The sequence below is a fragment of the Enterobacter cloacae complex sp. IR5412 genome, assembly GCF_049237385.1.
Lineage (GTDB): Bacteria > Pseudomonadota > Gammaproteobacteria > Enterobacterales > Enterobacteriaceae > Enterobacter > Enterobacter intestinihominis.
The window spans coordinates 31061-56502 of record NZ_JBMKHQ010000020.1; the positions used below are offsets into that span (position 1 = coordinate 31061).

The following is a 25442-nucleotide window of genomic DNA, read 5'->3' on the forward strand; positions in this document are numbered from 1 at the left end:
CATTGTATCGCAGATTGGCAAAATGAGGACGGACAAACAGAATTTAACGATCACTATCGCAACAAAGGTGCAACTTAGCCAAAAAAAGTGCGCCCGCGAAGGCGCACCAAACGACTAACAAAATCAGCACTGTGGGGAGACGGTTACCCCTTGCCTTTTACACTGCTGATAAAGGTGGAACGGGCAGTGGTTGAACCTAAACGCTCGGCTTCATCAAGCAGTTTCAGCGCTTTATCGACATCGCCGTTTTTAACTGCCTGCTTGATGGCGTTGTTAAAGTAAGTTTCAGTATCGTTAAGCACCGGCTCGGCTTTTTTCGCCGGGGCTGCGGCTGGTGCTGCGGCTGGTGCTGCGGCTGGCGCGGCATACACAGGCGCGGCAGTATTACCCACCGTTACCGGACCCGGGCCAGATGAGCCAAACAGTGGGCCTACGAGTACGCTGGAGCTGCTGTTGGTTTTCACCTTCAGCTTAAGCAGGCCGTCGGTGGTATGGCGCGCAATCGGATCGGGAATATCGGGAATGGCGTTACCAACCCCTTTGGCATAGGCTTTTGCCGGATCGAGCAGAGTGGTGGTTTGCTGCAAATCTTTTTCAGTGGTGAAGACCAGTACGTAGAGCTTTTGCTGCCCGAGCGCCGGGGTCAGACGCATTACCCCTTCCAGGCGGTCCGCGCTCATTACACCCGGCTCTTGATAGGTAAAATAGCTGCTGGGGAAATAGGCGGAAGGCGTCATGTTCTGATCGAGGATCAGAACGTTCGGCGCAAAAACGCTGGTCTGTTTGTTAACTTCACTGGATAAAGTCAACGTTAGCTCACCGATATTAGCCGGTACGCTATAGGCGGCTACCGGCCCGGTAATGCCAGCCACATTGAGCTGTTGGCCACCCGTCGCAAGCTGTGTGCTCTGCGTTTTGGACTGATCCACCGGCGTCCAGGTTAATTGCTGTAGAGCGGCTGTCGGAATGGCAGGCGCTGCGCTGGTATTCTGCGGGACATAATTGACGTCAGCGAGCGTAACGCCAGGCACACAGGCCAGCAGACCCGCTGACAGGCACAGCGCGACGAGATTTTTCTTCATTTTCATTGTTATCACCTCAGAAAGCGTAAGCACTGCGGTGGCCAGGCAATAGCGCGCAGTACCTCAGGAATTGAGGGGCTTTCGCCCCCCAGATTACATCGTCAGATCAGGATGCGGTTACCACCAGATTTCCATCTGGGCGCCGAAGGAGAACTCATCGTCATCGCCGCGGCTGGTAGAGAATCGACCGTTACCGGTGGAGTCAGAGATCGCGTAACGGGTGGCATCGCCGTTACCGTTCTTCGCGTAGCCCCATTTCTCATCCCACTTCGCGTAGGTTGCGAAGACACGGATGGCCGGACGAGACCAGATGCTGTCGCCAGCCTGCCACTGTTGCGCCAGGGTGATTTTGTACTGGCTGTTGCGATCGCCGGTTTCCTGGGATTTGACGTTGTCGTAGCCCACTTCCAGCAGGGTGCTCATGATTGGCGTCCATTTGTACATCGGACGTACACCCACGGTCCACCAGTCACTCCCCTGGTTATCATCCATGTCGAGTTTCTGGTACATACCGACATACATCAGGTCCCACTTGTCGGCCAGGGTGATTGCACCGTGGTCCAGGATGCGCCAGAGGCTGCCGTTGTTGTTAATCACATCGTTGGCGTAATTGGTCGTCGTGCCATCAGGATTCGTGATGGTAAAGCTGGAAGAACCATAGGAACCCTGGCTCAGACCTTTACCCTGCGTGGTCATTGAGTCCATCGCATACTGCAGCACAAACTTGTTGTAGCCTTTCAGCATGCTCTGGGTATGTTCAGCGGTGAACATCCAGCCATCTTTCGACGCGCCGTCGGCAAGATCATAGCCGTCGGTCGTGTTCGCGCGGCCATAATCCACACCCAGTTCCAGCACGCCGTCCGGGTTAGTTTCCAGGCCCGCTAAACGCACGTCAAATACGTCGTTCGCGGTATCTTTGGTACGGTCATAGATGTTCTGGCTGCTGAAGGCATAAGAACCGCCAGCTTCCTGGGAACGCGTCGCTGCCAGAGACAGTTTACCGAAGCCCAGATCGATGTTTTCAATACCGGCACCAGGACCAGAGATATCCCAGTAGTAGAAGTCGATCATGTGTACGTCATGACGCTGATAGAAGCGCTTACCGGCCCAGATGGTAGAGCCAGGCAGCCATTCAATCAGGTTTTTACCCTGCACGTTAGCTTCACGGAACGCCGGATCGGTACCTTCCCAGTCATTCTGCTGTGCCACGGAGTACGCTACGTTGGTGTCGAAATAGAAGCTCTTGTCGCCTTCTTTCCACACTTCCTGGCCCAGTTTCAGTTCGGCGTAGGTTTCACATTCGTTACCGAGACGGTATTTACTTTGTGCGCCTGTTGCCTGGAAACATTGTTGTTCACCGCCACTACCCGTCCAGCCGATACCAGAACGAGCATAACCATGGAAATCCACTGCCAGTGCCTGAGCAGACATTACGCCCGCTGCGACGGCAACTGCCAAAGGAAGTTTGCGCAGAGTAATCATTATTCTATCTCCTGAGATCATTGCTTTTCTTTGTAATTGGAATGCTTAAACGCCTGGCTCTTTGTGCAACCGACGACATGCAGTGCCATCCTCACGGAACAGATGGCAACGCTCTGGCGGCAAACCGATAGCGAATGTGGCACCCTCTTCTACCAACACCACGTCATTCTGGCGGTAGACCAGGTTCTGACGGATGGCGGGGATCTGGATATGAATCTGTGTTTCGTGACCAAGCTGTTCGACGACCTGAACTTCACCTTCCAGCGTCACATCAGCGATGTGGCTCGGCAGTAAATGCTCAGGGCGGATACCGAGGGACATATTGGCCCCCACCTGTACATTGGCGCTGTCGACCGGCAGCCAGACTTGCTGACGGTTTGGCAGCTCCACCTGTACCTGTTCGATTGCTGTCGCGGTCACTTTTACGGGCAGGAAGTTCATCTTTGGCGAGCCAATGAAGCCCGCAACAAAGCGGTCTGCCGGGTAGTGATACAGCTCCAGCGGTTTGCCCACCTGCGCCACGCGACCGGCGTCCAGTACCACGATTTTGTCGGCCAGCGTCATCGCTTCGACCTGATCGTGGGTGACGTAAATCATCGTGCGTCCAAGACGCTTGTGCAGACGGGAGATTTCGATACGCATCTGGACGCGCAGGGCGGCATCCAGGTTAGAGAGAGGTTCATCGAGCAGGAACACGCGCGGCTCGGCCACCAGCGTACGGCCGATCGCCACACGCTGACGCTGACCACCGGAGAGCGCCTTCGGTTTACGCTCCAGCAGATGGGCCAGCTGGAGCACTTCCGCCACCTGGGTGACGCGCTGGTTAATGGTCTCTTTTTTCGCACCGGCCAGCTTCAGGCCAAAGGACATGTTCTCGGCAACGGAAAGATGCGGATAAAGCGCATAAGACTGGAACACCATGCCCACGCCGCGTTCAGCTGGCGGGATGTCGTTCATTCGGGTATCACCAATAAATAAATCGCCACTGGTGATGGTTTCAAGACCGGCAATCATACGCAGCAGAGTAGATTTACCACAGCCTGATGGACCAACGAACACCACAAACTCACCTTCGTGGATGTCCAGATTGATGTCTTTTGACACCACAACGTCGCCCCAGGCTTTCGTTACATTACGCAGCTGTACGCTCGCCATGCCCTTCTCCCTTCGTTACAACCTGTCACCGACAGAAACATTCAAGATAAGTTCACTATGCGTGTTCCATTACTTTCGTGAATCCTCCACCCCCCGGCTTTTTTATGGGGGAGGAGGCGGGAGGATGAGAGAGCAGGCTCTGCGACCGCAGCGGAGGGGCTAAGGCGAAAATCGTGAAGCGGCCTGCAAAATTCAGTGGGTTTTTATGTGCGCCAGCACTCATAACTTAAATTTATGTTACAGGGATCACACAAACAGGGGGTGGGGCGTAGGGACTGGGAGGATGGAAAGAGGATGTCAAATAAGGAGACTGAGTCACGTTGAACCACCTTATGTATCCACGAGCACATCACCAATAAAGGATGGCAGATATGAAGATCAAGACTGGCGCACGCGTTTTCGCATTGTCCGCCCTCGCAGCAATGATGATTTCCGCACCGGCTCTCGCCAAAATTGAAGAAGGTAAGCTGGTTATCTGGATTAACGGCGACAAGGGCTATAACGGTCTGGCCGAAGTGGGCAAAAAATTCGAGAAAGACACCGGTATCAAAGTCACCGTAGAACACCCGGACAAACTGGAAGAGAAGTTCCCGCAGGTTGCGGCAACCGGCGATGGTCCGGACATTATCTTCTGGGCGCATGACCGTTTCGGGGGCTACGCGCAGTCTGGCCTGCTGGCAGAAGTCACGCCAGACAAAGCCTTCCAGGACAAACTGTTCCCGTTCACCTGGGATGCCGTTCGCTATAACGGCAAGCTGATCGCTTACCCAATCGCGGTTGAAGCCCTGTCACTGATTTACAACAAAGACCTGGTGCCAAATCCACCGAAAACCTGGGAAGAGATCCCTGCTCTGGATAAAGAGCTGAAGGCGAAAGGTAAATCCGCTCTGATGTTCAACCTGCAAGAGCCGTACTTCACCTGGCCGCTGATTGCTGCCGACGGCGGCTACGCGTTCAAGTTTGAAAACGGCAAATATGACGTGAAAGACGTGGGCGTGGACAACGCGGGCGCGAAAAAAGGCCTGACCTTCCTGGTTGACCTGATTAAGAACAAACACATGAACGCGGATACCGACTACTCCATCGCGGAAGCGGCGTTCAACAAAGGCGAAACCGCGATGACCATCAACGGTCCGTGGGCCTGGACCAACATCGACAAGAGCAAAGTCAACTACGGCGTGACCCTGCTGCCAACCTTCAACGGCAAGCCGTCTAAACCGTTTGTTGGCGTGCTGAGCGCGGGTATCAACGCCGCCAGCCCAAACAAAGAGCTGGCGAAAGAGTTCCTGGAAAACTACCTGCTGACCGATCAGGGTCTGGATGAAGTGAACAAGGACAAACCGCTGGGCGCCGTTGCGCTGAAATCCTTCCAGGATCAATTAGCGAAAGATCCACGCATTGCGGCCACCATGGATAACGCCCAAAAAGGCGAAATCATGCCGAACATCCCACAGATGGCTGCGTTCTGGTACGCCACCCGTACCGCCGTCATCAACGCTGCAAGCGGTCGCCAGACTGTTGATGCCGCGCTGAAAGATGCTCAAGGTCGTATTACTAAGTAAGTCTGAAAAACGGCGGGTGGCGCGTGCGCTTACCCGCCCTACGACTACGGCACGATCCGTAGGTCAGGTAAGCGCAGCGCCACCTGACGATAAGTTTCCACCGTTGTAGAGGAAGAACCCCATGGATGTCATTAAAAAGAAACGCTGGTGGCAAAGCGACGCACTGAAGTGGTCAGTGATAGGTCTGCTGTGTCTGCTGGTGGGTTACCTTGTTGTTTTAATGTACGTGCAAGGGGAATACCTTTTTGCCATCATGACGCTGATTTTAAGCTCGGTTGGCCTGTATATTTTCGCCAACCGTAAAGCGTATGCCTGGCGCTATGTCTACCCCGGTGTTGCCGGGATGGGGCTGTTTGTCCTCTTTCCGCTGATCTGCACCATCGCGATTGCCTTTACTAACTACAGCAGCACCAACCAGCTCGCGCAGGAGCGTGCCACCCAGGTGCTTCTGGATCGTTCTTATCAGGCGGGTAAAACCTTTAACTTCGGCCTGTATCCTGCGGGAGATGAGTGGAAGTTAGCGCTCACTGACGGTGAGAGCGGCAAAAACTATCTTTCCGACGCGTTCAAATTTGGCGGCGAGCAGAAGCTGGTCTTAAAAGAGGCCGCGGCCCTGCCGGAAGGTGAACGTGCCAACCTGCGTATCATCACTCAAAATCGCCAGGCGCTGACCCAGCTCACCGCCGTGCTGCCCGATGACAGCAAAGTAACCATGAGCTCGCTGCGCCAGTTTTCCGGCACGCAGCCGCTTTATACTCTGGCGGATGACGGCACGCTGACCAACAACCAGAGCGGCGTAAAATACCGCCCGAACAACGATATCGGTTTCTATCAGTCGGTGAATGCCGACGGCAGCTGGGGCGACGACAAGCTCAGCCCGGGCTATACCGTTACCATCGGCTGGGATAACTTTACCCGCGTGTTTACCGACGAAGGCATCCAGAAACCGTTCTTCGCCATCTTCGTCTGGACGGTAGTCTTCTCCATCCTGACCGTGATCCTGACCGTGGCCGTGGGCATGGTGCTGGCCTGTCTGGTCCAGTGGGAATCCCTGAAGGGCAAAGCGATTTACCGCGTGCTGCTGATTCTGCCGTACGCCGTGCCGTCGTTCATCTCGATTCTGATTTTCAAAGGGTTGTTTAACCAGAGCTTCGGTGAAATCAACATGATGCTGAGCGCGCTGTTCGGCATCAAACCGGCCTGGTTCAGCGACCCGACCACCGCTCGCTCGATGATTATCATCGTGAACACCTGGCTCGGTTATCCGTACATGATGATCCTGTGCATGGGGCTGCTGAAGGCCATCCCGGACGACCTGTACGAAGCCTCGGCGATGGACGGCGCGGGTCCGTTCCAGAACTTCTTCAAAATTACCCTGCCGCTGCTCATTAAGCCGCTGACGCCGCTGATGATTGCCAGCTTCGCCTTTAACTTTAACAACTTTGTGCTGATTCAGCTGTTGACCAACGGCGGTCCGGACCGTCTCGGCACCACCACGCCGGCAGGCTATACCGACCTGCTCGTGAGCTACACCTACCGTATCGCCTTCGAAGGCGGCGGCGGTCAGGACTTCGGTCTGGCGGCAGCGATTGCAACCCTGATCTTCCTGCTGGTGGGCGCCCTGGCGATCGTGAACCTGAAAGCTACACGTATGAAATTTGACTAAGGAGGGCACTGAACATGGCTATGGTACAACCCAAATCTCAGAAACTGCGCCTCCTCGCGACGCACTTAGGCCTGCTGATTTTCATCGCGGCGATCATGTTCCCGCTGCTGATGGTTATCGCCATCTCCCTGCGTTCGGGGAACTTCGCCACCGGGAGCCTGATCCCGGATGAAATCTCCTGGGAGCACTGGAAACTCGCGCTGGGCTTCAGTGTGGAACACGCGGATGGCCGCGTCACTCCCCCGCCGTTCCCGGTGCTGCTGTGGCTATGGAACTCGGTAAAAGTGGCGACCATCACTGCCATCGGCATCGTGACGCTCTCCACCACTTGTGCTTACGCCTTCGCCCGTATGCGTTTTCCTGGCAAAGCGACCCTGCTGAAAGGGATGCTGATTTTCCAGATGTTCCCGGCGGTGCTGTCACTGGTGGCGTTGTATGCCCTGTTTGATCGTCTGGGCCAGTACGTGCCGTTTATCGGCCTGAACACCCACGGCGGCGTGATCTTCGCCTATCTTGGCGGCATCGCCCTGCATGTGTGGACCATCAAGGGCTATTTCGAAACCATCGATGGTTCACTGGAAGAAGCCGCCGCGCTGGATGGCGCCACCCCGTGGCAGGCGTTCCGTCTGGTGCTGCTGCCGCTGTCGGTGCCGATTCTGGCGGTGGTGTTCATCCTGTCGTTTATCGCGGCGATCACCGAAGTACCGGTCGCCTCTCTGTTACTGCGCGATGTGAACAGCTACACCCTGGCCGTCGGTATGCAGCAATACCTCAACCCGCAAAACTACCTGTGGGGCGATTTTGCCGCGGCGGCCGTACTCTCTGCCATCCCGATTACCGTGGTGTTCCTGCTGGCCCAGCGCTGGCTGGTCAACGGCCTGACGGCGGGCGGTGTGAAAGGTTAAGTTTCATCTGTTATGCCACTGCAACCCTCAACTTTAGACGTATTGTATTGAACCAACTTGTGACTGTTGTTAGGCGCTCTTCGGAGCGCCCTTTTTTTATTCGCGTTTCAGCCGCTTTGAGTTGCACAGCCAGAGGGTGATCACCAGCAGCAGGATCGCCGCCGAGTAGATCAGCACGTCGAGCGGGGATTTATGATCGACGATGATCAGCCGCACAATGGCGGTGATGCCAATATAGACAAAATAGCGCAGCGGGAAGTGAAAGCCGGACTGAAAGTACTTCACAATCAGGGCGATAAATTCAAAGTAGAGAAAGTAGACCACCAGGCCTTCCACCAGCGCGTATTTGCTGGTTTGCTCAGGTGCGAACAGCACATCCGCCAGATGCACCGTCTCTTTACCCAGAAACACGACCAGGATCAGGCCAAGGCTCAGCAGACCGAGGTTCAGCACGGTCTGGAGTATCGTTGAGATAAACTCAACACGCGGACGAGTCAGGGATGTCATACAGCACCTCATTCTCCAGGGCGAGGTTCCTGTATAACGCAAAAATGTGACGGGGATCTATATTTTTTGTTTATGTTTTGTCCACATGAACATTCTTGCCGGGCGGCACTGCGTTTGCCCGGCCTACAAAAATACTCTTGTAGGCCCGGTAAGCGCAGCGCCACCGGGCAAACAAGCATCAGCGGAAGTTAATGTTCTTATCGCTGGTCATATCATACAGCTGGAACTTACGTCCAAGCTGCTGACCGCCGTCGCGCGTCAGCGGCGTCCAGCCCACTGCCGCACGGCTGCGGGTTGGGCCTGACGAGAACAGATCCAGCGGAATCGACACATACACCCCTTTGGTGAAGTCCCCTTCCCCGTACTCGTCTGGCGAAACGTTGGTGATGGTGGCATAACCGCCTACCACAACGCCGCTGTCGAAGTGTTTGGAGATATCCAGCGTGCCGCCCTTATCGCCCGCCAGGTACTGCCCGACGCTGGCTTTCACCAGCACATCCTGTGCGAACGACGGCGTCCAGTAGGCGGTCAGGTGGCCGGTTTTGACGCTGTAGTCGGTGAACTTCATCATGTCCTGCGCGCTGCGCCAGTCACGCTGTTTCACGTAGTTGGCATCAATCCCAAACGCCCAGTTACTGTCGACGGGACGATAAAGCACCTCCGCCCCCGCGCCGCCGAACATGGTTTCCAGATAGCCACCGTAAACCTGGCCGTAGAAGCCGTTACCGAAGTACTGGAAGTAGTTGGCCTGCAGGTTATTCACGTAGATATCGTTCTGCACATATTCGCGAACGCGGGTACGCACGCGCGGCAGTTTTGAATCGTTCGGCGGGTTGGTGTAGTTAAATTTGTCGTAGTTGTTGGCAAGGTTGCCGAACAGACTACCGGTGGTCAACAGGTGGTCGGTCACCCACAGATCCGCCGTCGCCATCGCGCCCAGCTGATACATGTAGAAGTTTTCCGGCCCACCCACGGACTGGTTCAGCACCGGATCGATATGGAAATCGAAGCGGGATTTATCGATATACCAGCCCTGCTCGGTGCTCTCTGGCACCACCGGCTCAACGCGTTTTTGCACCAGCTCGGTTTCATGTCCCAGCGGTTCGCCTTCAAGATGACGCTTAAGGCTGGCAACATCGGTTTCAGTGGTGACCTGCGGCAGGTTGAGACGGTTCTCCGTCACGCGGATCGTGCGGATCCCCTCCGGCAGATCGTTCATGACGATCCGGTTGGCGCGCTCGATCCCTTCGCGGGAGTCGCGGTATTTTACCTGCTCGCCGGTGACGTACAGCGTATCGCCTTTGGTCTGGATCTTCGGATCCGCCAGGCCTGCGTTATATTTCAGCAGCGTCAGCTGGTTCGCTACCACGGAGTGCTGAATGATCGCATCCTGCGGCTCCGGCTGGTATTTGGGCCGCGGGTTGTCATTGTAGCGCGGCCGCATGTCGTTAAAGTTGGTGCGCAGCGTAAAGCCAAACATCAGGGTATTACCGCGCTCATAGCTGAGGTTAACGTCGGCCCAGTCGGTGACGCGGTAAATGGCGCCGACGTTAAACTTGCTCTTCTGCTCAATCTTGCCGGCAAAATCTTCGCTGTAGTTATTGCCTTCGTACTCCAGCTTCAGGCGCAGCGGCTGCCATGGTGTTTGATACTCTACGCCTCCAAACAGCGAGGCCGGGCCGTGGAACATCTGGTCGCCGTTGATGGAACCCGCTTTTTTATAGCTGTTATCGCGGTAGCAGTATTTGTCGCTGTAGGTACAGAACGGGTTGGTTACGTTGCCGCTGGTGCCGAGGTAGCCCCAGCCAAGACCCAGCGAGAAATCAAACGGTCCCCAGGCTTTGCTGGCAACGATGTATTCCGCATCAAACAGGCCGGTCCCGCCAATGTCTTTCGCCCCGACGGAGACCTGCGGCATCCAGTAGCTCTCTTCCCACAGGCGCAGCTTCACGTCGAAGGCTTTGTCTTTATAGGTCTGATCGCCGGAGAAGGCGTCCACGCTGCTGTACTGTTTTGTACGCACGTCGGTGTAGCGCAGCGTAGTCTCCAGCCAGGGGAATAGCTGCACGGACGCAGAGTAGTAACGGTACTGATCGTTATCGCGATAGTTAAGGCTGATTTCCCCCTCGCGGGCCATACGCGCGGTCGGGGTTTGCAGTAAGCCCACGCCGCCAAAATCGGACTGCGACGGGCCGATGGGTGCCGGATACGTTTCTGCATGACAGGCGGCACTCACGCACAGTGCAAGCATGCTGTAGAGATAGGTTTTTTTCATTATTCCGGTATCCGCTGTATCAGGGAGCGAAGGATATCGGCATTAAGCCCGTCATACGCTTTCGTCCAGAAATGGTCGGCAAAACCGACAAAAATGATGCTGCCTGGCATAGGTTCGATATGGCGTTTATTCCAGTAAGCCACCGGCGCTTTTTGCGTATGCCCGTCCGGATAGACCACCCAGGCATAGCTGTTATCCGCACCGCTGAGCAAGCTTTGCTCGTCGAGATAGCTCACGACGTCCCGGCCCGGCGTAAACGACTTTTTGCCAGGGCTGCTGATAAGCCCCATCACGGTGACGGTGGAAGGCTGAGCCGGCAGCCACAGGGTATAGTCCCCTTCCAGCGACGGATTGCCGTTTTCGGCGACGCGCACCTCATCCGGATCGAGATTCACCTTCTGGCGACCCGTCACCTTAACCGCCTGAAGCTGCTGACGCAGGCTAGTAATGGCCGCGGCATCGTCAGCATCTTCCTGTTGTGCCAGCCCGCTCAGTCGGGCGAGCAGCGCCTGATGTTTTTGTTCCGCTACAATCGTCGCCTGACGCTCGCTGATAACCGCCCCGGTCCACCAGCTTTTCGCCAGCCTCGGCTGCCCCACCAGATCGAGCAGATGCCCGGCATTGGTTAAGGTTTTTGGTTTTTCGCTGTCCGGGGTGTAGACCTGTACCGTTCCCGCAGACCACGCCAGCGGCGAGGCCAGGCTGGCGAGAAGCGCAACGTGAATGAACATTTTCATGATTTCGCCGCCTTGATCAGGGTGGTCTTCACCGGGAAGAAACCGGCACCGAGATACTGTAAGGACTGGCGGATTTGCCCCTCTTCGTCCACCCAGAAGCGGTTATGCCAGGTGGCCTGATCGGTTGTCACCTCTTCATCCAGCACGCGCACCTGCGTTTCGTCGCTGCCCACTTTGACGCTGTCCGTACCATCCCAGCGGAAGGTAGAGCGGGCCGTGGCGTAGCGCACCTGTTTGTGCTCGGTCCAGCCCATTGTGCGCGTCCAGCTTGCGCCATCGACGATCTGATTCGGCTTGATGAGCGGATCTTCAGCCAGGTTGTTTACCTCAAGCAGGTTGTCGCCGCCAAGCAACGTTTTCACGATTCGGGAATGCTGAGTCACGATGGTGGCCTGATCCTGCGTCACCCATTTCTGCTGCCCGTTTTCATCGAAAGCGAGCACCACAAACAGTTGCGGACCATCGTTTAGCTGCATGTACTGGCTGGCATACGGCATGTTCTGAAGTTCGTCATCGGTCAGATGCACGCCCGGCGTGCCGAACATGCTGTCCCACAGTGAGTGGCCCAGCCCTTTGGTGGTAGCTGAGCACGCCTGCAACAGCAGGCAAATCAGGATGATTGCAGGTCGCTTCACGACTCTTCTCCGAAGGGGCGAAATAACCACACCGAAGTGTGGTTATGATTAAAACACCCGGTATTACTGGGTGCTGGTCGTCGTAGTGGTCGTGGTTCCGGTATTGGAGCCATCACCGCCACCGGTTGCCGCCAGCGCGACACCCACGGCTGAACTTACGGCGCTGGTGCTGGCTGCGGTAGAACTCCCCGCAGACGCAGACGTCGCTGCCGACCCTGCTGCTTCCCCGACCTGGACCGGAGCTGCATAGACAGACGTCGCCGCAAGCGCAGATATGGCAAAAATGCCATACAGTACTTTCTTCATAACAATTTCCCTTCAATGAATGAATGGAGATTTGCCCGAAAAGAAATTCAGGCGGATTCGAGTATACACAACTAAAGCAGTGGGTTTACCGTGGGGGTAAATAGGGATGAGGTTTTCAGACTAATGGTTAAAAATGAAAAGAAAAAATAATTATTGAAATAGATAACCATTCATTATCAAATAGTTATAATATAAACCCATTAAAGTATCACTCCGTATTTTCTTAAAATAACCCTCAGCAATTAACGGGGTAACCGTGTTTTTCGGATTAAACTCAGATTCAGAATTTGAGATAACTAACAGACATCAGGAATTATCCGATAAAAAAATGCCGGCATATCGCCGGCATTGTTCATGACATATTTATTACGCACGCCATGCTTTATAACGGTTAATCAGACCATTGGTGGAGCTGTCGTGGCTGTCGATTGCTTTATCGTCACCCAGCTCTGGCAGAATGCGGTTTGCCAGCTGTTTGCCCAGCTCAACGCCCCACTGGTCAAAGGTGAAGATGTTCAGAATAGCGCCCTGAGTGAAGATCTTGTGCTCGTAGAGGGCAATCAGCGCGCCCAGGCTGAACGGCGTAATTTCACGCAGCAGAATGGAGTTAGTTGGACGGTTGCCTTCGAACACTTTGAACGGCACAACGTGTTCCAGCGTAGCCGGATCTTTACCCTGGTCACGGTACTCCTGCTCAACCACCTCGCGGGATTTACCGAACGCCAGCGCTTCGGTCTGGGCGAAGAAGTTAGACAGCAGCTTCGGATGGTGGTCGGACAGCGGGTTGTGCGTAATCGCTGGGGCGATGAAATCGCACGGTACCATTTTGGTGCCCTGGTGGATCAGCTGGTAGAACGCGTGCTGACCGTTGGTGCCCGGCTCGCCCCAGATGATTGGGCCAGTCTGGTAATCCACCGCGTTGCCGTTACGGTCAACGTATTTACCGTTGGATTCCATGTTGCCCTGCTGGAAGTAGGCCGCAAAGCGGTGCATATACTGGTCGTACGGGAGAATCGCTTCGGTTTCAGCGCCGAAGAAGTTGTTGTACCAGATCCCAATCAGCGCCAGCAGCACCGGCAGGTTTTTCTCAGGCGCGGTGGTGGAGAAGTGTTTGTCCATCGCGTGCGCACCGGAGAGCAGCTCAACGAAGTTGTCGAAGCCGACGGACAGGATGATGGACAGACCGATCGCAGACCACAGTGAGTAGCGGCCACCCACCCAGTCCCAGAATTCAAACATGTTCGCAGTATCAATACCGAACTCACCCACCGCTTTACCGTTGGTGGACAGCGCCGCGAAGTGTTTCGCCACGTGCTTTTCGTCGCCCGCGGTTTTCAGGAACCAGTCGCGCGCGCTGTGGGCGTTGGTCATGGTTTCCTGAGTGGTGAAGGTTTTAGACGCCACCAGGAACAGCGTGGTTTCCGGGTTCACCTTTTTCAGCACTTCAGCGATGTGAGTCCCATCGACGTTGGACACGAAGTGCATGTTGAGATGGTTTTTGTACGGGCGCAGCGCCTCGGTCACCATGAACGGGCCGAGGTCAGAGCCGCCGATACCGATGTTTACGACGTCGGTGATCGCTTTGCCGGTGTAGCCTTTCCACTGACCTGAGATGATCGCTTCAGAGAAGGTTTTCATCTTTTCCAGCACCGCGTTCACTTCCGGCATCACATCTTTGCCGTCAACGATAATTGGAGTATTGCTACGGTTGCGCAGCGCCACGTGCAGCACGGCACGGTCTTCGGTGCGGTTGATCTTCTCACCGGAGAACATGGATTTGATGGCATCTGCCAGCTCAGTCTCTTTCGCCAGATCTTGCAGCTTCGCCAGCGTCTCTTCGGTGATACGGTTCTTGGAGAAATCCACCAGCATCAGGTCATCGAAGGTGGCGGAAAACTTGCTGAAACGATCGGCATCTTTCGCGAACAGATCCGCGATAGTGACGTCTTTCATTTCATCAAAATGTTTCTGTAGTGCCTGCCATGCAGCGGTCTGCGTTGGGTTGATGTTTTTCATAGCAATACTCTTCTGATTTGAGAATTGTGACTGCGGTCGATTGTAGCGCCTGCAAATAAAAATTGTGATGGTTTTTATGCCATTGCCCTGGTCTGCATCAAACGCAGGTGAAAAGACCCGAAAAGTATAGCTGCTGTCGCGCCCTTCCGGCGTGGCGAAATGTTGGTCAAAAAGGGGTAAAAAGGAGCATAAAATATGGGCCTGTTATAAGTCCTGTTTCTGAGGGGTACCCCCCCATGAAAAATCCGCATAATCCCAGCATTGACAGGACCTCCCCCGCATTTTATTTATAGGGCCGTATTTTGCGCCTGCACCTGTTCTCGCTTCATTCTTGTGCCAAGGTCGCTCTATTCATTCCCTGACACGAGGTTGTTATGACGAGTTTTGTGGTCGCCAAGTTTGGCGGCACCAGTGTGGCAGACTACGCTGCCATGAACCGCAGCGCCGATGTGGTGCTGGCCGATCCGAATACCCGCCTGGTGGTGCTCTCCGCCTCAGCCGGCGTGACGAACCTGCTGGTTTCTTTGTCTGAAGGACTGGAAGCGACCGAGCGTTTCGTGAAGCTAGATGCACTGCGCAAAATTCAGTTCGACATCCTTGAGCGTCTGCAAAACCCGAACGTCATTCGTGAGGAAGTGGAACGCCTGCTGGAAAATATCACTACCCTGGCAGAAGCCGCTTCACTGGCAACCTCTACCGCCCTAACCGATGAACTGGTCAGCCACGGCGAACTGATGTCCACCCTGCTGTTCGTTGAGATCATGCGCGAGCGCAATATTCAGGCGCAGTGGTTCGACGTGCGTAAAGTAATGCGCACCAGCGACCGCTTTGGCCGCGCCGAGCCGGACGTTGAAGCTTTGGCAGAGCTCACTAACCAGCAGCTTGCCCCGCGTCTGGATGAAGGCATAGTGATCACCCAGGGCTTTATCGGCAGCGAAGCCAAAGGGCGCACAACCACGCTGGGCCGTGGCGGCAGCGACTATACCGCCGCCCTGCTGGGTGAAGCCCTGCATGCCACCCGCGTGGATATCTGGACGGACGTGCCGGGCATTTACACCACCGACCCGCGCGTGGTCTCTGCGGCAAAACGCATTGACGTGATCGCCTTTGAAGAAGCGGCTGAAATGGCCACCTTCGGCGCGAAAGTGCTGCATCCGGCCACGCTGCTGCCCGCCGTGCGCAGCGACATTCCGGTCTTCGTTGGCTCCAGTAAAGATCCAAAGGCGGGCGGGACGCTGGTCTGCAAGAAAACCGAGAACCCGCCGCTGTTCCGCGCGCTGGCCCTGCGTCGTAAGCAGACGCTGGTTACCCTGCACAGCCATAATATGCTGCACTCCCGCGGATTCCTGGCGGAAGTGTTTGGCATCCTGGCGCGCCACAATATCTCCGTGGACCTGATCACCACGTCAGAAGTCAGCATTGCGCTGACGCTCGACACCACCGGTTCAACCTCAACGGGTGATACCCTGCTGACGCAGTCGCTGCTGATTGAGCTTTCCGAGCTGTGCCGCGTGGAGGTGGAAGAAGATCTGGCGCTGGTTGCCATCATCGGTAATAAGCTGTCGCGCGCGTGCGGCGTGGGCAAAGAGGTGTTCGGCGTGCTCGACCCGTTCAGCATCCGCATGATTTGCTACGGCGCGTCCAGCTACAACCTCTGCTTCCTGGTCCCTGCCGATCAGGCCGAGCAGGTTGTGCAGAAACTTCATCAGAATTTATTTGAATAAAATTCGTTAGCACGATAAACATTATCCATAAGCCGGGCACAGACCCGGCTTTTTTATAACAAAACAACACGACAATACTGCAAGGAATTCACTATGCTCTCCGCTATCACCCGGCTGTTCCCGTTATGGGCGCTGCTGCTCTCCGTACTCGCGTATTACACTCCCACCACGTTCACAGGCATTGGTCCGTGGGTCACCACGCTACTGATGCTGATTATGTTCGGCATGGGCGTGCATCTAAAAATTGACGATTTCAAACGCGTGCTGTCTCGCCCGGCACCGGTTGCCGCAGGGATTTTCCTGCACTACCTGGTGATGCCGCTCGCGGCCTGGCTGCTGGCGATGGCCTTTAAGATGCCGCCCGACCTTTCCGCCGGGATGGTGCTGGTGGGGAGCGTCGCCAGCGGCACGGCATCTAACGTCATGATCTATCTGGCGAAAGGCGACGTGGCGCTCTCCGTCACTATCTCTTCCGTTTCCACGCTGGTGGGCGTGATTGCCACGCCGCTGTTAACCCGCCTGTATGTGGACGCGCATATCCAGGTGGATGTGATGGGCATGCTGCTCAGCATTCTGCAAATCGTGGTGATCCCGATTGCGCTGGGACTGGTGATCCACCATCTCTTCCCGCGGGTAGTGAAAGCGGTTGAGCCGTATCTGCCCGCGTTTTCGATGGTCTGCATACTTGCCATTATCAGCGCCGTGGTAGCCGGTTCCGCATCGCACATTGCTTCGGTGGGCTTTGTAGTGATCGTCGCGGTTGTGCTGCATAACATCATTGGTCTGCTGGGCGGATACTGGGGTGGAAAGCTGTTTGGTTTCGACGAATCCACCTGCCGCACGCTGGCGATCGAAGTGGGGATGCAGAACTCTGGCCTGGCGGCGGCGCTGGGTAAAATTTACTTCTCACCGCTGGCGGCGCTACCGGGAGCGCTGTTCTCCGTCTGGCACAACCTGTCCGGTTCGCTGTTAGCAGGGTACTGGTCCGGTAAGCCGATTGATGACCAACCGAAAAAAGATGCGGTGAAACAGGGTTAATTGAGCCGGCTTGCTTTACACTGAAGCCTCCCCATCAGGAGGCTTCAGCAATGGCTACACCACGTTTGACCCAGAAAGACATGACCGAAGCCGAGCAGCGCGAACTTAAAACGCTTCTCGACCGCGCCCGCATCGCGCATGGCCGCACGCTGACGAACGCCGAAACCAATCAGGTTAAAAAAGAGTACATCGATAAGCTGATGGCGCAACGTGATGCCGCGGCGAAAAAAGCCCGCAAGCTGAAAAAAGAGCAGGCGTATAAACCCGACGCAGAGGCGACTTTTTCCTGGTCCGCCAGCACATCAACCCGTGGAAGGCGCTAATCAGCGCCCTTTCTTTTTGCGCCCCGGCTGGGTAAAGCGTTTTCCGTTGCCCGGCTTGCCTCGCCCTTTCTCTTCCGCCTGCGGTGCCTTCACCACCGGACGCTTAATCGCCTGCGTTTTCGGTTTGGCTTTAGCTTTCGGCTTCGCTTCGGACGAGGAGTTCTCGATAAGTTTGAACAGCTCGATCAGCTCGTCATCCGTTAAGTCACGCCACTCGCCCAGCGGGATGCCAGACAGGCTGACGTTCATGATGCGCGTGCGTTCCAGCTTCGTCACTTCATAACCGAAGTACTCGCACATGCGGCGGATCTGGCGGTTCAGGCCCTGAACCAGCGTGATGCGGAACGCGAACGGTGCTTCTTTTTTGACTTTACACTTCTTCGTCACGGTGCCCAGAATCGGCACGCCAGCGCCCATTCCGCGGATAAACTCGTCCGTCACCGGCTTGTTCACCGTCACGATGTACTCTTTCTCGTGGTCGTTACCGGCACGCAGAATTTTGTTCACCAGATCGCCGTGGTTGGTGAGGAAAATCAGCCCCTGAGAGTCTTTATCCAGACGGCCAATCGGGAAAATGCGGCTGCTGTGGTTCACGAAATCAACAATGTTGTCCCGCTCGCCATCTTCCGTGGTGCTGACAATCCCAACCGGTTTGTTCAACGCGATAAACACCAGGTCTTCGGCATCACGCGGTTCGATGACCTGACCATTCACTTTCACCACATCGCCAGGTACCACCTGATCGCCAATGGTGGCGCGTTTGCCGTTAAGAAACACGTTACCCTGTTCAATGTAACGGTCAGCCTCGCGACGTGAGCAGATCCCGCTCTCGCTAATGTACTTGTTTAATCGGATTGATTGAGTTGGCAGCATAGTTTCTCCTGTGAAGGGCGAAATATACCTTACCTTGCGCCTGACAAAAAAGTCCTAGTAACCGCTGATCAGAAAATCGAGTGCATCCCGCAATGAAGCACTGCTGTTAGTACGAGCGGCAACGCGTTCACCTAACTCTTTTAGCGATATGCCTGCCATCATGTGCATCATCACCACGTAGGGTTTTCCCGCGACCTCAACGGCGGGAGCGACCATAGAAGCTTTATTTTTCTTCAAGCCACTCTGCGCGCCGATGTTCACGAAATTGCTCCTGCAAAGCCGCCGTTAGCACGGCAGAAAGGTTAAGTTTAAGCCTTCGCGCCTCTTCAAGAATGTCCGGCGACAGGGAAACATTCACTGATTTTTTAATGCTATTAGCACCGCGCATGAGAACCCCCATTGGAATGCGCATGAACTGGCGAAGTGTAGCGTAATAATTGAGCACTTCCTATTCCCTTAAAAATGTAAGGGTTGAAGAATAAATTGCTCTTTATGGTAGTCACGCCTCACAAAACCGTTTTGCGAGGCGCTTTCAGAGATTAATACTCATCCCGCTCATCGTCTTCATCCGGCTGCTCCATCACGCTGTATGCCACCGCACAGAACAATGAGTTAAGACGCTTCATATCTCCCAGCAGCCCCAGGTGGAGCGAGCTGGTTTCGATACTCTGCACGTTCTGCTGGTGCAGACGCTCAACGTGGGCGTGCGAGTAGCGCCGGTTGAGGATGCGGAAACGGTGCTTGTTGCGGCGCAGGCGGCGCGCGCTCGGCACGTCGCTGGAGAAGAAGACCGACATCGCCAGCTTCAGGTTGCTGACCAGCTGTTCGTGCAGCGCTTCCAGCTCCTTCAGCCCTTCGACAGAAAACGCCCGACGTGCGGCCAGGGATTTGTCTGCGATTTCACTGCCCATACGCTCGACAATATCCGAAGCCTGCTCCAGGTTAAGCGACATCTCAATGATTTCCGCCCAGCGGCGCGACTCCTCTTCCGCCAGCTCGTCCTGGGGGATCCGTGCCAGATAGAGCTTAATGGCGGTATACAGCACGTTGATATCGTCCGCCAGCCTGCGCAGCTCTTTTTCTTCGCGCGGCTCGCCGTGCATCACCTTTTGCAACCCTTCCAGCATGGTTTCCATCGCGTCACCCATGCGCAGCGTTTCGCGGGCGGCATTCGCGATGGCCAGCGCGGGCGTGTCCAGCACCGAGGTGTCCAGATGCTTCGGTTTAAGGCGCGCGTCCAGCTCCGGTTCATCACGAATAAGCCGCTCGCAGAAGCGGGCCATCGGCGCGGCAAACGGCACCATCGCCAGACAGCGCACCAGGTTGTAGAAGACGTGAAAGTAGATCACCAGCTCCGCTTTCGGCAGAGAGAGGTTGTCCATCAGGTTCGCCAGCGGGTGCACAAACGGCAGAATGATCAGGCTACCCACCAGCTTGAAGAGCAAACTCCCCAGCGCCACCCGGCGGGCGGCAGCATTGGCTGCGCTGTTGTTAAGCATCGCCAGCAGGCCAGAGCCAAGATTCGCACCGATGACCAGGCATAGCGCCACCGGGAAAGAGATCGCGCCCGCAGCGGTTAAGGTCGCCGTCAGGAGGACCGCTGCCAGGCTGGAGTAGCTGACAATGGCAAACACCGCGCCGATCAGCGCATCCAGCATAATATCGCCGGTTAACGAGGCGAAAATGACCTGCACACCGTTGGCCTGGGTGATCGGCGTGACAGCCTGCACAATCAGCTCCAGCGCCAGCAGGATCAGCCCGAGGCCAATACCGACGCGGCCAAGCTGCCCGGCACGGCTTTGCTTACGACCGAGGAAGAAAATGACGCCAATAAAAATCAGCAGCGGCGACAGCCAGGAGAGATCGAAGGTCAGGATACGTGCCATCAGCGCGGTACCGACGTCGGCGCCCAGGACAATCACCAGCGCCGGGGCGAGCGCCACCAGATCCTGCGCCACGAACGAGGTGACGAGCATGGTGGTGGCGTTGCTGCTTTGCACCAGCGCCGTGACGCCAATACCCGCACAGAAGGCGAGCGGCTTCTTCTCAACGCTGCCGCTGAGAACGGTACGTAAACGTGCGCCAAACACGCGCATCACGCCGGTACGAACGATATGGGTGCCCCATACCAGCAGTGCGACTGCGGAGAGCAGGTGTAACAACGTCAACACAGTGGGTTTTCCTCCTTATCGTTATTCATTTTCCTTAGGTTCAGTATAAGGGTTTAAACGTAAGAAAGAGACAAGGCACCATAGCGGTGCCCTGTTTGTTGTAAGGAAAAGTGACGTTAGTCTGCGTCGTAGCCTAAATTCGGCGCCAGCCAGCGTTCCACCTCTGACACGCTCATGCCTTTTCGCAGGGCGTAGTCTTCAATCTGATCCCGCTGAAGCTGTGCCACGGCGAAGTACTTGCTGTCCGGGTGGCTGAAATACCAGCCGGAAACGGACGCGCCCGGCCACATGGCGAACGACTCGGTAAGTTTCATGCCGGTATGCGCTTCCACGTCGAGCAGTTTCCAGATAGTGCCCTTCTCGGTGTGTTCCGGGCAGGCCGGATACCCCGGCGCCGGACGAATGCCCTGGTAGTTTTCGCGGATCAGCTCCTCGTTGCTGAGATTCTCATTCGCCGCGTAGCCCCAGTGCACCTTACGTACGCGCTCATGCAGATACTCGGCAAAGGCTTCCGCCAGGCGATCGGCAATCGCTTTCACCATGATTTTGTTGTAATCATCGTGCTGTGCGTCGTACGCGTCCGCCAGCGCGTCTTCTTCCAGACCGCCGGTCACCGCAAAGGCACCGATATAGTCGGCTTTACCGGAGAGTTTCGGTGCGACGAAATCCGCCAGGCAGTAGTTGGCAAAGCCCACTTTCTCGGTTTGCTGGCGCAGATGGTGGCTCACGGCCAGCACATGGGTGCGGGTTTCATCGCGGTAAATTTCAACATCGTCGCCCACGCGGTTCGCCGGGAACAGCCCCACCACGCCGCGCGGGTTGAGGACTTTCTCTGCGCTCAGTCTGTCGAGCATATCGTTGGCATCTTTAAACAGGCGTTTCGCCTCTTCGCCTACTACCTCATCTTCAAGAATGCGCGGATATTTGCCCGCCAGCGACCAGGTCATGAAGAATGGCGTCCAGTCGATGTAGTTACGCAGCGTTTCGATGCTGGCCGTCACCTCCTGCACGCCCAGACGGTGCGCGACCGGCGGCGTATAGCTGGACCAGTCGAACGCCAGATCGTTATCGCGTGCCGCCTGAAGCGAAACCGGCGGCGTGCGCGGTTTCTTACGTCCATGCTGAATGCGGACGGTTTCATACTCTTTGCGGGTGCGGGCGACAAAGTCATCGCGCTGGGTGTCAGACAGCAGCGCGGAGACCACGCCCACGGTGCGCGAGGCGTTTTGGACATACACCGTCGGCCCACTGTAGTTCTGCTCAATTTTCACTGCGGTGTGGGCTTTCGAGGTGGTTGCCCCGCCAATCAGCAGCGGAATAGTGAAGCCCTGGCGCTCCATCTCTTTTGCCACGTTGACCATTTCGTCCAGCGACGGCGTAATCAGCCCGGAAAGACCAATCAGATCCGCATTCACTTCGCGAGCGGTCCTGAGGATTTTATCCGCCGGGACCATCACGCCAAGATCGATAATTTCGTAGTTATTGCATTGCAGTACCACGCCGACAATGTTTTTGCCGATGTCGTGCACGTCGCCCTTCACGGTGGCAATGACCATCTTACCGTTACTGGAGCCCTTCTCTTTGCTGGCTTCGATAAACGGCTCAAGATAAGCCACGGCCTGCTTCATGACGCGGGCGGATTTCACCACCTGCGGCAGGAACATTTTGCCCTCGCCGAACAGATCGCCGACCACGTTCATGCCGTCCATCAGCGGCCCTTCGATCACTTCAATCGGACGGGCTGCCTGCTGACGCGCTTCCTCGGTATCCTGCTCAATGAACTCAGTAATGCCTTTTACCAGCGAGTATTCCAGACGCTTTCTCACATCCCAGGAACGCCATTCGGCCTGCTGAACGTTGGCTGATTCGTCAGCTTTACTGCCGCGGTATTTTTCCGCCAGATCCAGCATGCGTTCAGTGGCGTCGTCACGACGGTTGAGGATCACATCTTCTACTGCGTCGCGTAGTTCTGCGGGCAGGTCGTCGTAAATCGCCAGCTGTCCGGCGTTAACGATCCCCATGTCCATCCCGTTGCGGATGGCATAGTAGAGGAACACGGCGTGGATGGCCTCACGCACCGGGTCGTTGCCGCGGAACGAGAACGAGACGTTCGACACGCCGCCGGAAATTAGCGCATGCGGTAGCTCGCGTTTGATGTCTTCACACGCGCCGATAAAGTCCTGGGCGTAGTTGTTGTGCTCTTCAATGCCGGTTGCGACAGCAAAGATGTTCGGGTCGAAAATAATGTCTTCCGGCGGGAAGCCCACCTCTTCGGTCAAAATTTTGTACGCCCGGCGGCAAATCTCAATTTTGCGCTCGCGGGTATCGGCCTGGCCCACTTCATCGAAGGCCATCACCACCACGGCGGCCCCGTAGCGACGCACCAGCTTCGCGTGGTGGATAAAGGTATCGACGCCCTCTTTCATTGAGATGGAGTTAACGATGCCTTTGCCCTGAATGCACTTCAGCCCCTTTTCGATGACGTCCCATTTGGAGGAGTCAATCATGATCGGCACGCGGGCGATGTCCGGCTCGCCGGCAATCAGGTTGAGGAAGCGCACCATCGCCGCTTCGGCGTCGAGCATCCCCTCGTCCATGTTGATATCGATGATCTGCGCCCCGCTTTCTACCTGCTGGCGAGCTACATCCAGCGCTTCGCTGTACTTCTCTTCTTTGATCAGGCGCTTGAACTTCGCAGAACCGGTAACGTTAGTACGTTCACCCACGTTCACAAACAGGCTGTCGTCGCCGATGGTCAACGGCTCAAGGCCGGACAGACGGCAGGCTACCGGAAGCTCGGGTAACTTGCGCGGTGCAAGCCCGGCGACGGCGCGGCTCATGGCGGCGATATGCTCCGGCGTGGTGCCGCAGCAGCCGCCGACGATGTTGAGGAAGCCAGATTCGGCCCACTCGCGGATTTGCGCCGCCATGGTGTCGGCATCCAGATCGTACTCACCGAATGCATTCGGCAGACCGGCGTTCGGGTGGGCGGTGACGTAGCACTCTGCGATGCGCGAAAGCTCCTGCACGTACTGGCGCAGCTCGTCCGGCCCCAGCGCGCAGTTCAGGCCGAAGGAGAGCGCTTCGGCATGGCGCAGAGAGTTATAAAACGCTTCGGTTGTCTGGCCGGAAAGCGTGCGCCCCGAGGCATCGGTGATGGTGCCGGAAATCATGATCGGCAGGTCAACGCCCAGCGCCTCGAACTCCTCTTTCACCGCGTAAATTGCGGCTTTGGCGTTGAGGGTGTCGAATACGGTTTCAATCAGGATCAGGTCGGAACCGCCTTCCACCAGCGCTTTAGTGGACTCACGATACGCGGCCACCAGTTGGTCAAAGGTGATATTGCGGAAGGCTGGATCGTTCACGTCCGGAGAAATCGACGCGGTGCGGTTGGTCGGGCCCAGCACCCCGGCAACATAGCGCGGCTTGTCCGGCGTGCGGGCCGTCCACTCGTCGGCGCAGGCGCGCGCCAGTTTCGCCGCTTCAAAGTTGATCTCCGCCGACAGGGGTTCCATCTGGTAATCCGCCATGGCGATGGTTGTCGAGTTGAAGGTGTTGGTTTCTACAATATCCGCACCCGCTTCGAAGTAGGCGTTGTGGATATCCCTGATGACAGAGGGTTTGCTCAACACCAGCAGGTCATTGTTTCCTTTCAGGTCACAAGGCCAGTCGGCAAAGCGCTCGCCGCGGAAATCGTCTTCACTCAGACGATAGCCCTGGATCATGGTGCCCATGCCGCCGTCCAGCACCAGAATTCGTTCATTTAACTGCGCACGCAGTTGCTCTACTTTGCTGCTCACACTTGCTCCCGACAACGTTCAACATGGCCAAAAGGCTGCGTTCCATACTGGCATAATCTCTAAGGGTCGAAAAGTCACACAGCGGTAACATGAGACATGTTCACTATCACTCCTCCGATCAGTCAGGAAAGCGGTTGCAAAACCACCAAATAAAACGAAAATGATTTCCACGATACAGAAAAAGGAGTTCGTCATGGTTACGACCGTTCCCGCTAAACGCGGCAGAAAACCTGCTGCAACCACCGCTGCACAACCTGGCGGACAGGTTCAATCCCTGACGCGCGGCCTGAAGCTGCTGGAATGGATAGCCGAATCGCATGGTAGCGTGGCCCTGACAGAGCTGGCGCAGCAGGCTGGCCTGCCGAACTCCACCACGCACCGTCTGCTGACCACCATGCAGCAGCTGGGCTTCGTGCGTCAGGTGGGCGAGCTGGGGCACTGGGCGGTGGGGGCGCATGCGTTTATTGTCGGCAGCAGCTTCCTGCAAAGCCGCAACCTGCTGGCGATTGTCCACCCGATTCTGCGCAAGCTGATGGAAGATTCCGGCGAGACGGTAAATCTCGCGGTGCTGGACCAGAGCGACCATCAGGCGATTATCATCGACCAGGTGCAGTGCACGCAGCTGATGCGCATGTCCGCGCCGATAGGCGGCAAGCTGCCGATGCATGCCTCTGGCGCAGGGAAAGCGTTTCTCTCGCAGCTTAGCGAAGAGCAGGTGACGGGTCTGCTGCACCGTAAAGGTCTGCACGCCTACACCCACGCCACCCTGGTGTCGCCGGTGCATCTGAAAGAAGATCTGGCTCTGACCCGCAAGCGCGGCTATTCGTTTGATGACGAAGAACATGCCCTCGGGCTGCGCTGCCTCGCGTCCTGTATTTTCGACGAACACCGCGAGCCGTTTGCCGCCATCTCCATCTCCGGGCCGATTTCACGTATGACCGACGACCGCGTCACCGAGCTGGGTGCGCTGGTGATTAAGGCCGCAAAAGAGGTGACGCTGGCGTATGGTGGGATTCGCTAGGATTGAGAGCGGTCTGGTGCCCTCACCCCGGCCCTCTCCCACAGGGCTGAGGGTTTTCCACAAATTAATGCGAGCACTGAGCAATCCCCTCGCCCCTCCGGGGAGAGGGTTAGGGTGAGGGGAACATACGGCGGTGGTGGTCATTCCGTTCACTTTATGTTCCT

At 56.2% G+C, this 25442-nt stretch carries 20 protein-coding genes and 1 pseudogene; 7 read left to right on the plus strand and 14 right to left on the minus strand.

What is annotated here, in order from left to right; genetic code table 11:
* Positions 1-143: 143 nt before the first annotated feature.
* From malM to malK, 3 genes are all read right to left on the minus strand, one after another.
* A complete protein-coding gene (gene malM / locus ACOTX2_RS23275) occupies positions 144-1088 on the minus strand; it encodes a maltose operon protein MalM (RefSeq protein ID WP_063148451.1) in 945 nt (314 codons plus the stop codon).
* 111 nt (positions 1089-1199) lie between these two features.
* The gene (locus ACOTX2_RS23280) at positions 1200-2567 is read right to left on the minus strand and encodes a maltoporin (protein ID WP_032621777.1); all 1368 of its coding nucleotides are present in this window, start codon (positions 2565-2567) and stop codon (positions 1200-1202) included.
* Between the two features lie 42 nt (positions 2568-2609).
* A complete protein-coding gene (malK, locus tag ACOTX2_RS23285; protein WP_003860329.1) occupies positions 2610-3719 on the minus strand; it encodes a maltose/maltodextrin ABC transporter ATP-binding protein MalK in 1110 nt (369 codons plus the stop codon).
* Between the two features lie 371 nt (positions 3720-4090).
* On the opposite strand from malK, the gene malE reads away from it, so the two are divergent.
* From malE to malG, 3 genes are all read left to right on the plus strand, one after another.
* Positions 4091-5281, plus strand: coding sequence for a maltose/maltodextrin ABC transporter substrate-binding protein MalE (gene malE, locus ACOTX2_RS23290; protein ID WP_022646733.1), 1191 nt, complete (start codon positions 4091-4093; stop codon positions 5279-5281).
* Between the two features lie 121 nt (positions 5282-5402).
* A complete protein-coding gene (malF, locus tag ACOTX2_RS23295) occupies positions 5403-6947 on the plus strand; it encodes a maltose ABC transporter permease MalF (RefSeq protein ID WP_023299085.1) in 1545 nt (514 codons plus the stop codon).
* 14 nt (positions 6948-6961) lie between these two features.
* Positions 6962-7852 carry a maltose ABC transporter permease MalG gene (gene malG, locus ACOTX2_RS23300; RefSeq protein ID WP_003860332.1) on the plus strand — a complete coding sequence of 297 codons (891 nt, stop codon included), beginning with the start codon at positions 6962-6964 and terminating at the stop codon, positions 7850-7852.
* Positions 7853-7948: 96 nt separating this feature from the next.
* Here the strand turns inward: malG and psiE are convergent, their stop codons facing one another.
* The 6 genes from psiE to pgi all read right to left on the minus strand — a co-directional run bounded on the left by psiE (position 7949) and on the right by pgi (position 14328).
* Entirely contained in the window at positions 7949-8359 is a 411-nt protein-coding gene (psiE, locus tag ACOTX2_RS23305; protein WP_000202963.1) for a phosphate-starvation-inducible protein PsiE, read from the minus strand.
* A 178-nt stretch (positions 8360-8537) separates the two neighbouring features.
* Positions 8538-10634 carry a YjbH domain-containing protein gene (locus tag ACOTX2_RS23310; protein ID WP_023299084.1) on the minus strand — a complete coding sequence of 699 codons (2097 nt, stop codon included), beginning with the start codon at positions 10632-10634 and terminating at the stop codon, positions 8538-8540.
* Positions 10634-11371 (minus strand): capsule biosynthesis GfcC D2 domain-containing protein, encoded by a 738-nt coding sequence (locus ACOTX2_RS23315; RefSeq protein ID WP_023305255.1) that lies wholly within the window; start codon positions 11369-11371, stop codon positions 10634-10636. The genes ACOTX2_RS23310 and ACOTX2_RS23315 overlap by 1 nt, the downstream gene beginning before the upstream one ends.
* Positions 11368-12006, minus strand: a complete 639-nt coding sequence (locus tag ACOTX2_RS23320) for a YjbF family lipoprotein (protein ID WP_003860339.1) — start codon at positions 12004-12006, stop codon at positions 11368-11370. Before ACOTX2_RS23320 ends, ACOTX2_RS23315 begins: the two co-directional genes overlap by 4 nt.
* A 63-nt stretch (positions 12007-12069) precedes the next feature.
* Positions 12070-12312, minus strand: coding sequence for an exopolysaccharide production protein YjbE (gene yjbE, locus ACOTX2_RS23325; protein ID WP_003860341.1), 243 nt, complete (start codon positions 12310-12312; stop codon positions 12070-12072).
* Positions 12313-12678: 366 nt separating this feature from the next.
* Complete coding sequence (gene pgi / locus ACOTX2_RS23330; protein ID WP_022646728.1) at positions 12679-14328, minus strand: glucose-6-phosphate isomerase; 1650 nt, start codon at positions 14326-14328, stop codon at positions 12679-12681.
* A 374-nt stretch (positions 14329-14702) separates the two neighbouring features.
* Between pgi and lysC the strand changes: the two genes are divergently transcribed.
* The 3 genes from lysC (at position 14703) to ACOTX2_RS23345 (ending at position 17413) form a co-directional block, all read left to right on the plus strand.
* Positions 14703-16052 (plus strand): lysine-sensitive aspartokinase 3, encoded by a 1350-nt coding sequence (gene lysC, locus ACOTX2_RS23335; RefSeq protein WP_022646727.1) that lies wholly within the window; start codon positions 14703-14705, stop codon positions 16050-16052.
* 93 nt (positions 16053-16145) lie between these two features.
* Positions 16146-17090, plus strand: coding sequence for a ketopantoate/pantoate/pantothenate transporter PanS (gene panS / locus ACOTX2_RS23340; RefSeq protein WP_063148452.1), 945 nt, complete (start codon positions 16146-16148; stop codon positions 17088-17090).
* Between the two features lie 50 nt (positions 17091-17140).
* A complete protein-coding gene (locus ACOTX2_RS23345) occupies positions 17141-17413 on the plus strand; it encodes a DUF3811 domain-containing protein (protein WP_017382612.1) in 273 nt (90 codons plus the stop codon).
* Here ACOTX2_RS23345 and rluF read toward each other — a convergent pair whose 3' ends face one another.
* From rluF to metH, 5 genes and pseudogenes are all read right to left on the minus strand, one after another.
* A complete protein-coding gene (gene rluF / locus ACOTX2_RS23350; RefSeq protein WP_063148453.1) occupies positions 17414-18286 on the minus strand; it encodes a 23S rRNA pseudouridine(2604) synthase RluF in 873 nt (290 codons plus the stop codon).
* A gap of 54 nt (positions 18287-18340) precedes the next feature.
* Complete coding sequence (locus ACOTX2_RS23355) at positions 18341-18502, minus strand: CcdB family protein (RefSeq protein ID WP_080394701.1); 162 nt, start codon at positions 18500-18502, stop codon at positions 18341-18343.
* A 13-nt stretch (positions 18503-18515) separates the two neighbouring features.
* Positions 18516-18731 (minus strand): annotated as a pseudogene (locus ACOTX2_RS23360) (type II toxin-antitoxin system CcdA family antitoxin); the annotation flags it as partial.
* Between the two features lie 94 nt (positions 18732-18825).
* A complete protein-coding gene (locus tag ACOTX2_RS23365; protein ID WP_022646722.1) occupies positions 18826-20457 on the minus strand; it encodes a Na/Pi cotransporter family protein in 1632 nt (543 codons plus the stop codon).
* Between the two features lie 116 nt (positions 20458-20573).
* Positions 20574-24257, minus strand: coding sequence for a methionine synthase (metH, locus tag ACOTX2_RS23370; RefSeq protein ID WP_063148454.1), 3684 nt, complete (start codon positions 24255-24257; stop codon positions 20574-20576).
* A gap of 193 nt (positions 24258-24450) precedes the next feature.
* On the opposite strand from metH, the gene iclR reads away from it, so the two are divergent.
* Positions 24451-25278 carry a glyoxylate bypass operon transcriptional repressor IclR gene (gene iclR, locus ACOTX2_RS23375; protein WP_074136400.1) on the plus strand — a complete coding sequence of 276 codons (828 nt, stop codon included), beginning with the start codon at positions 24451-24453 and terminating at the stop codon, positions 25276-25278.
* Positions 25279-25442 lie beyond the last annotated feature (164 nt).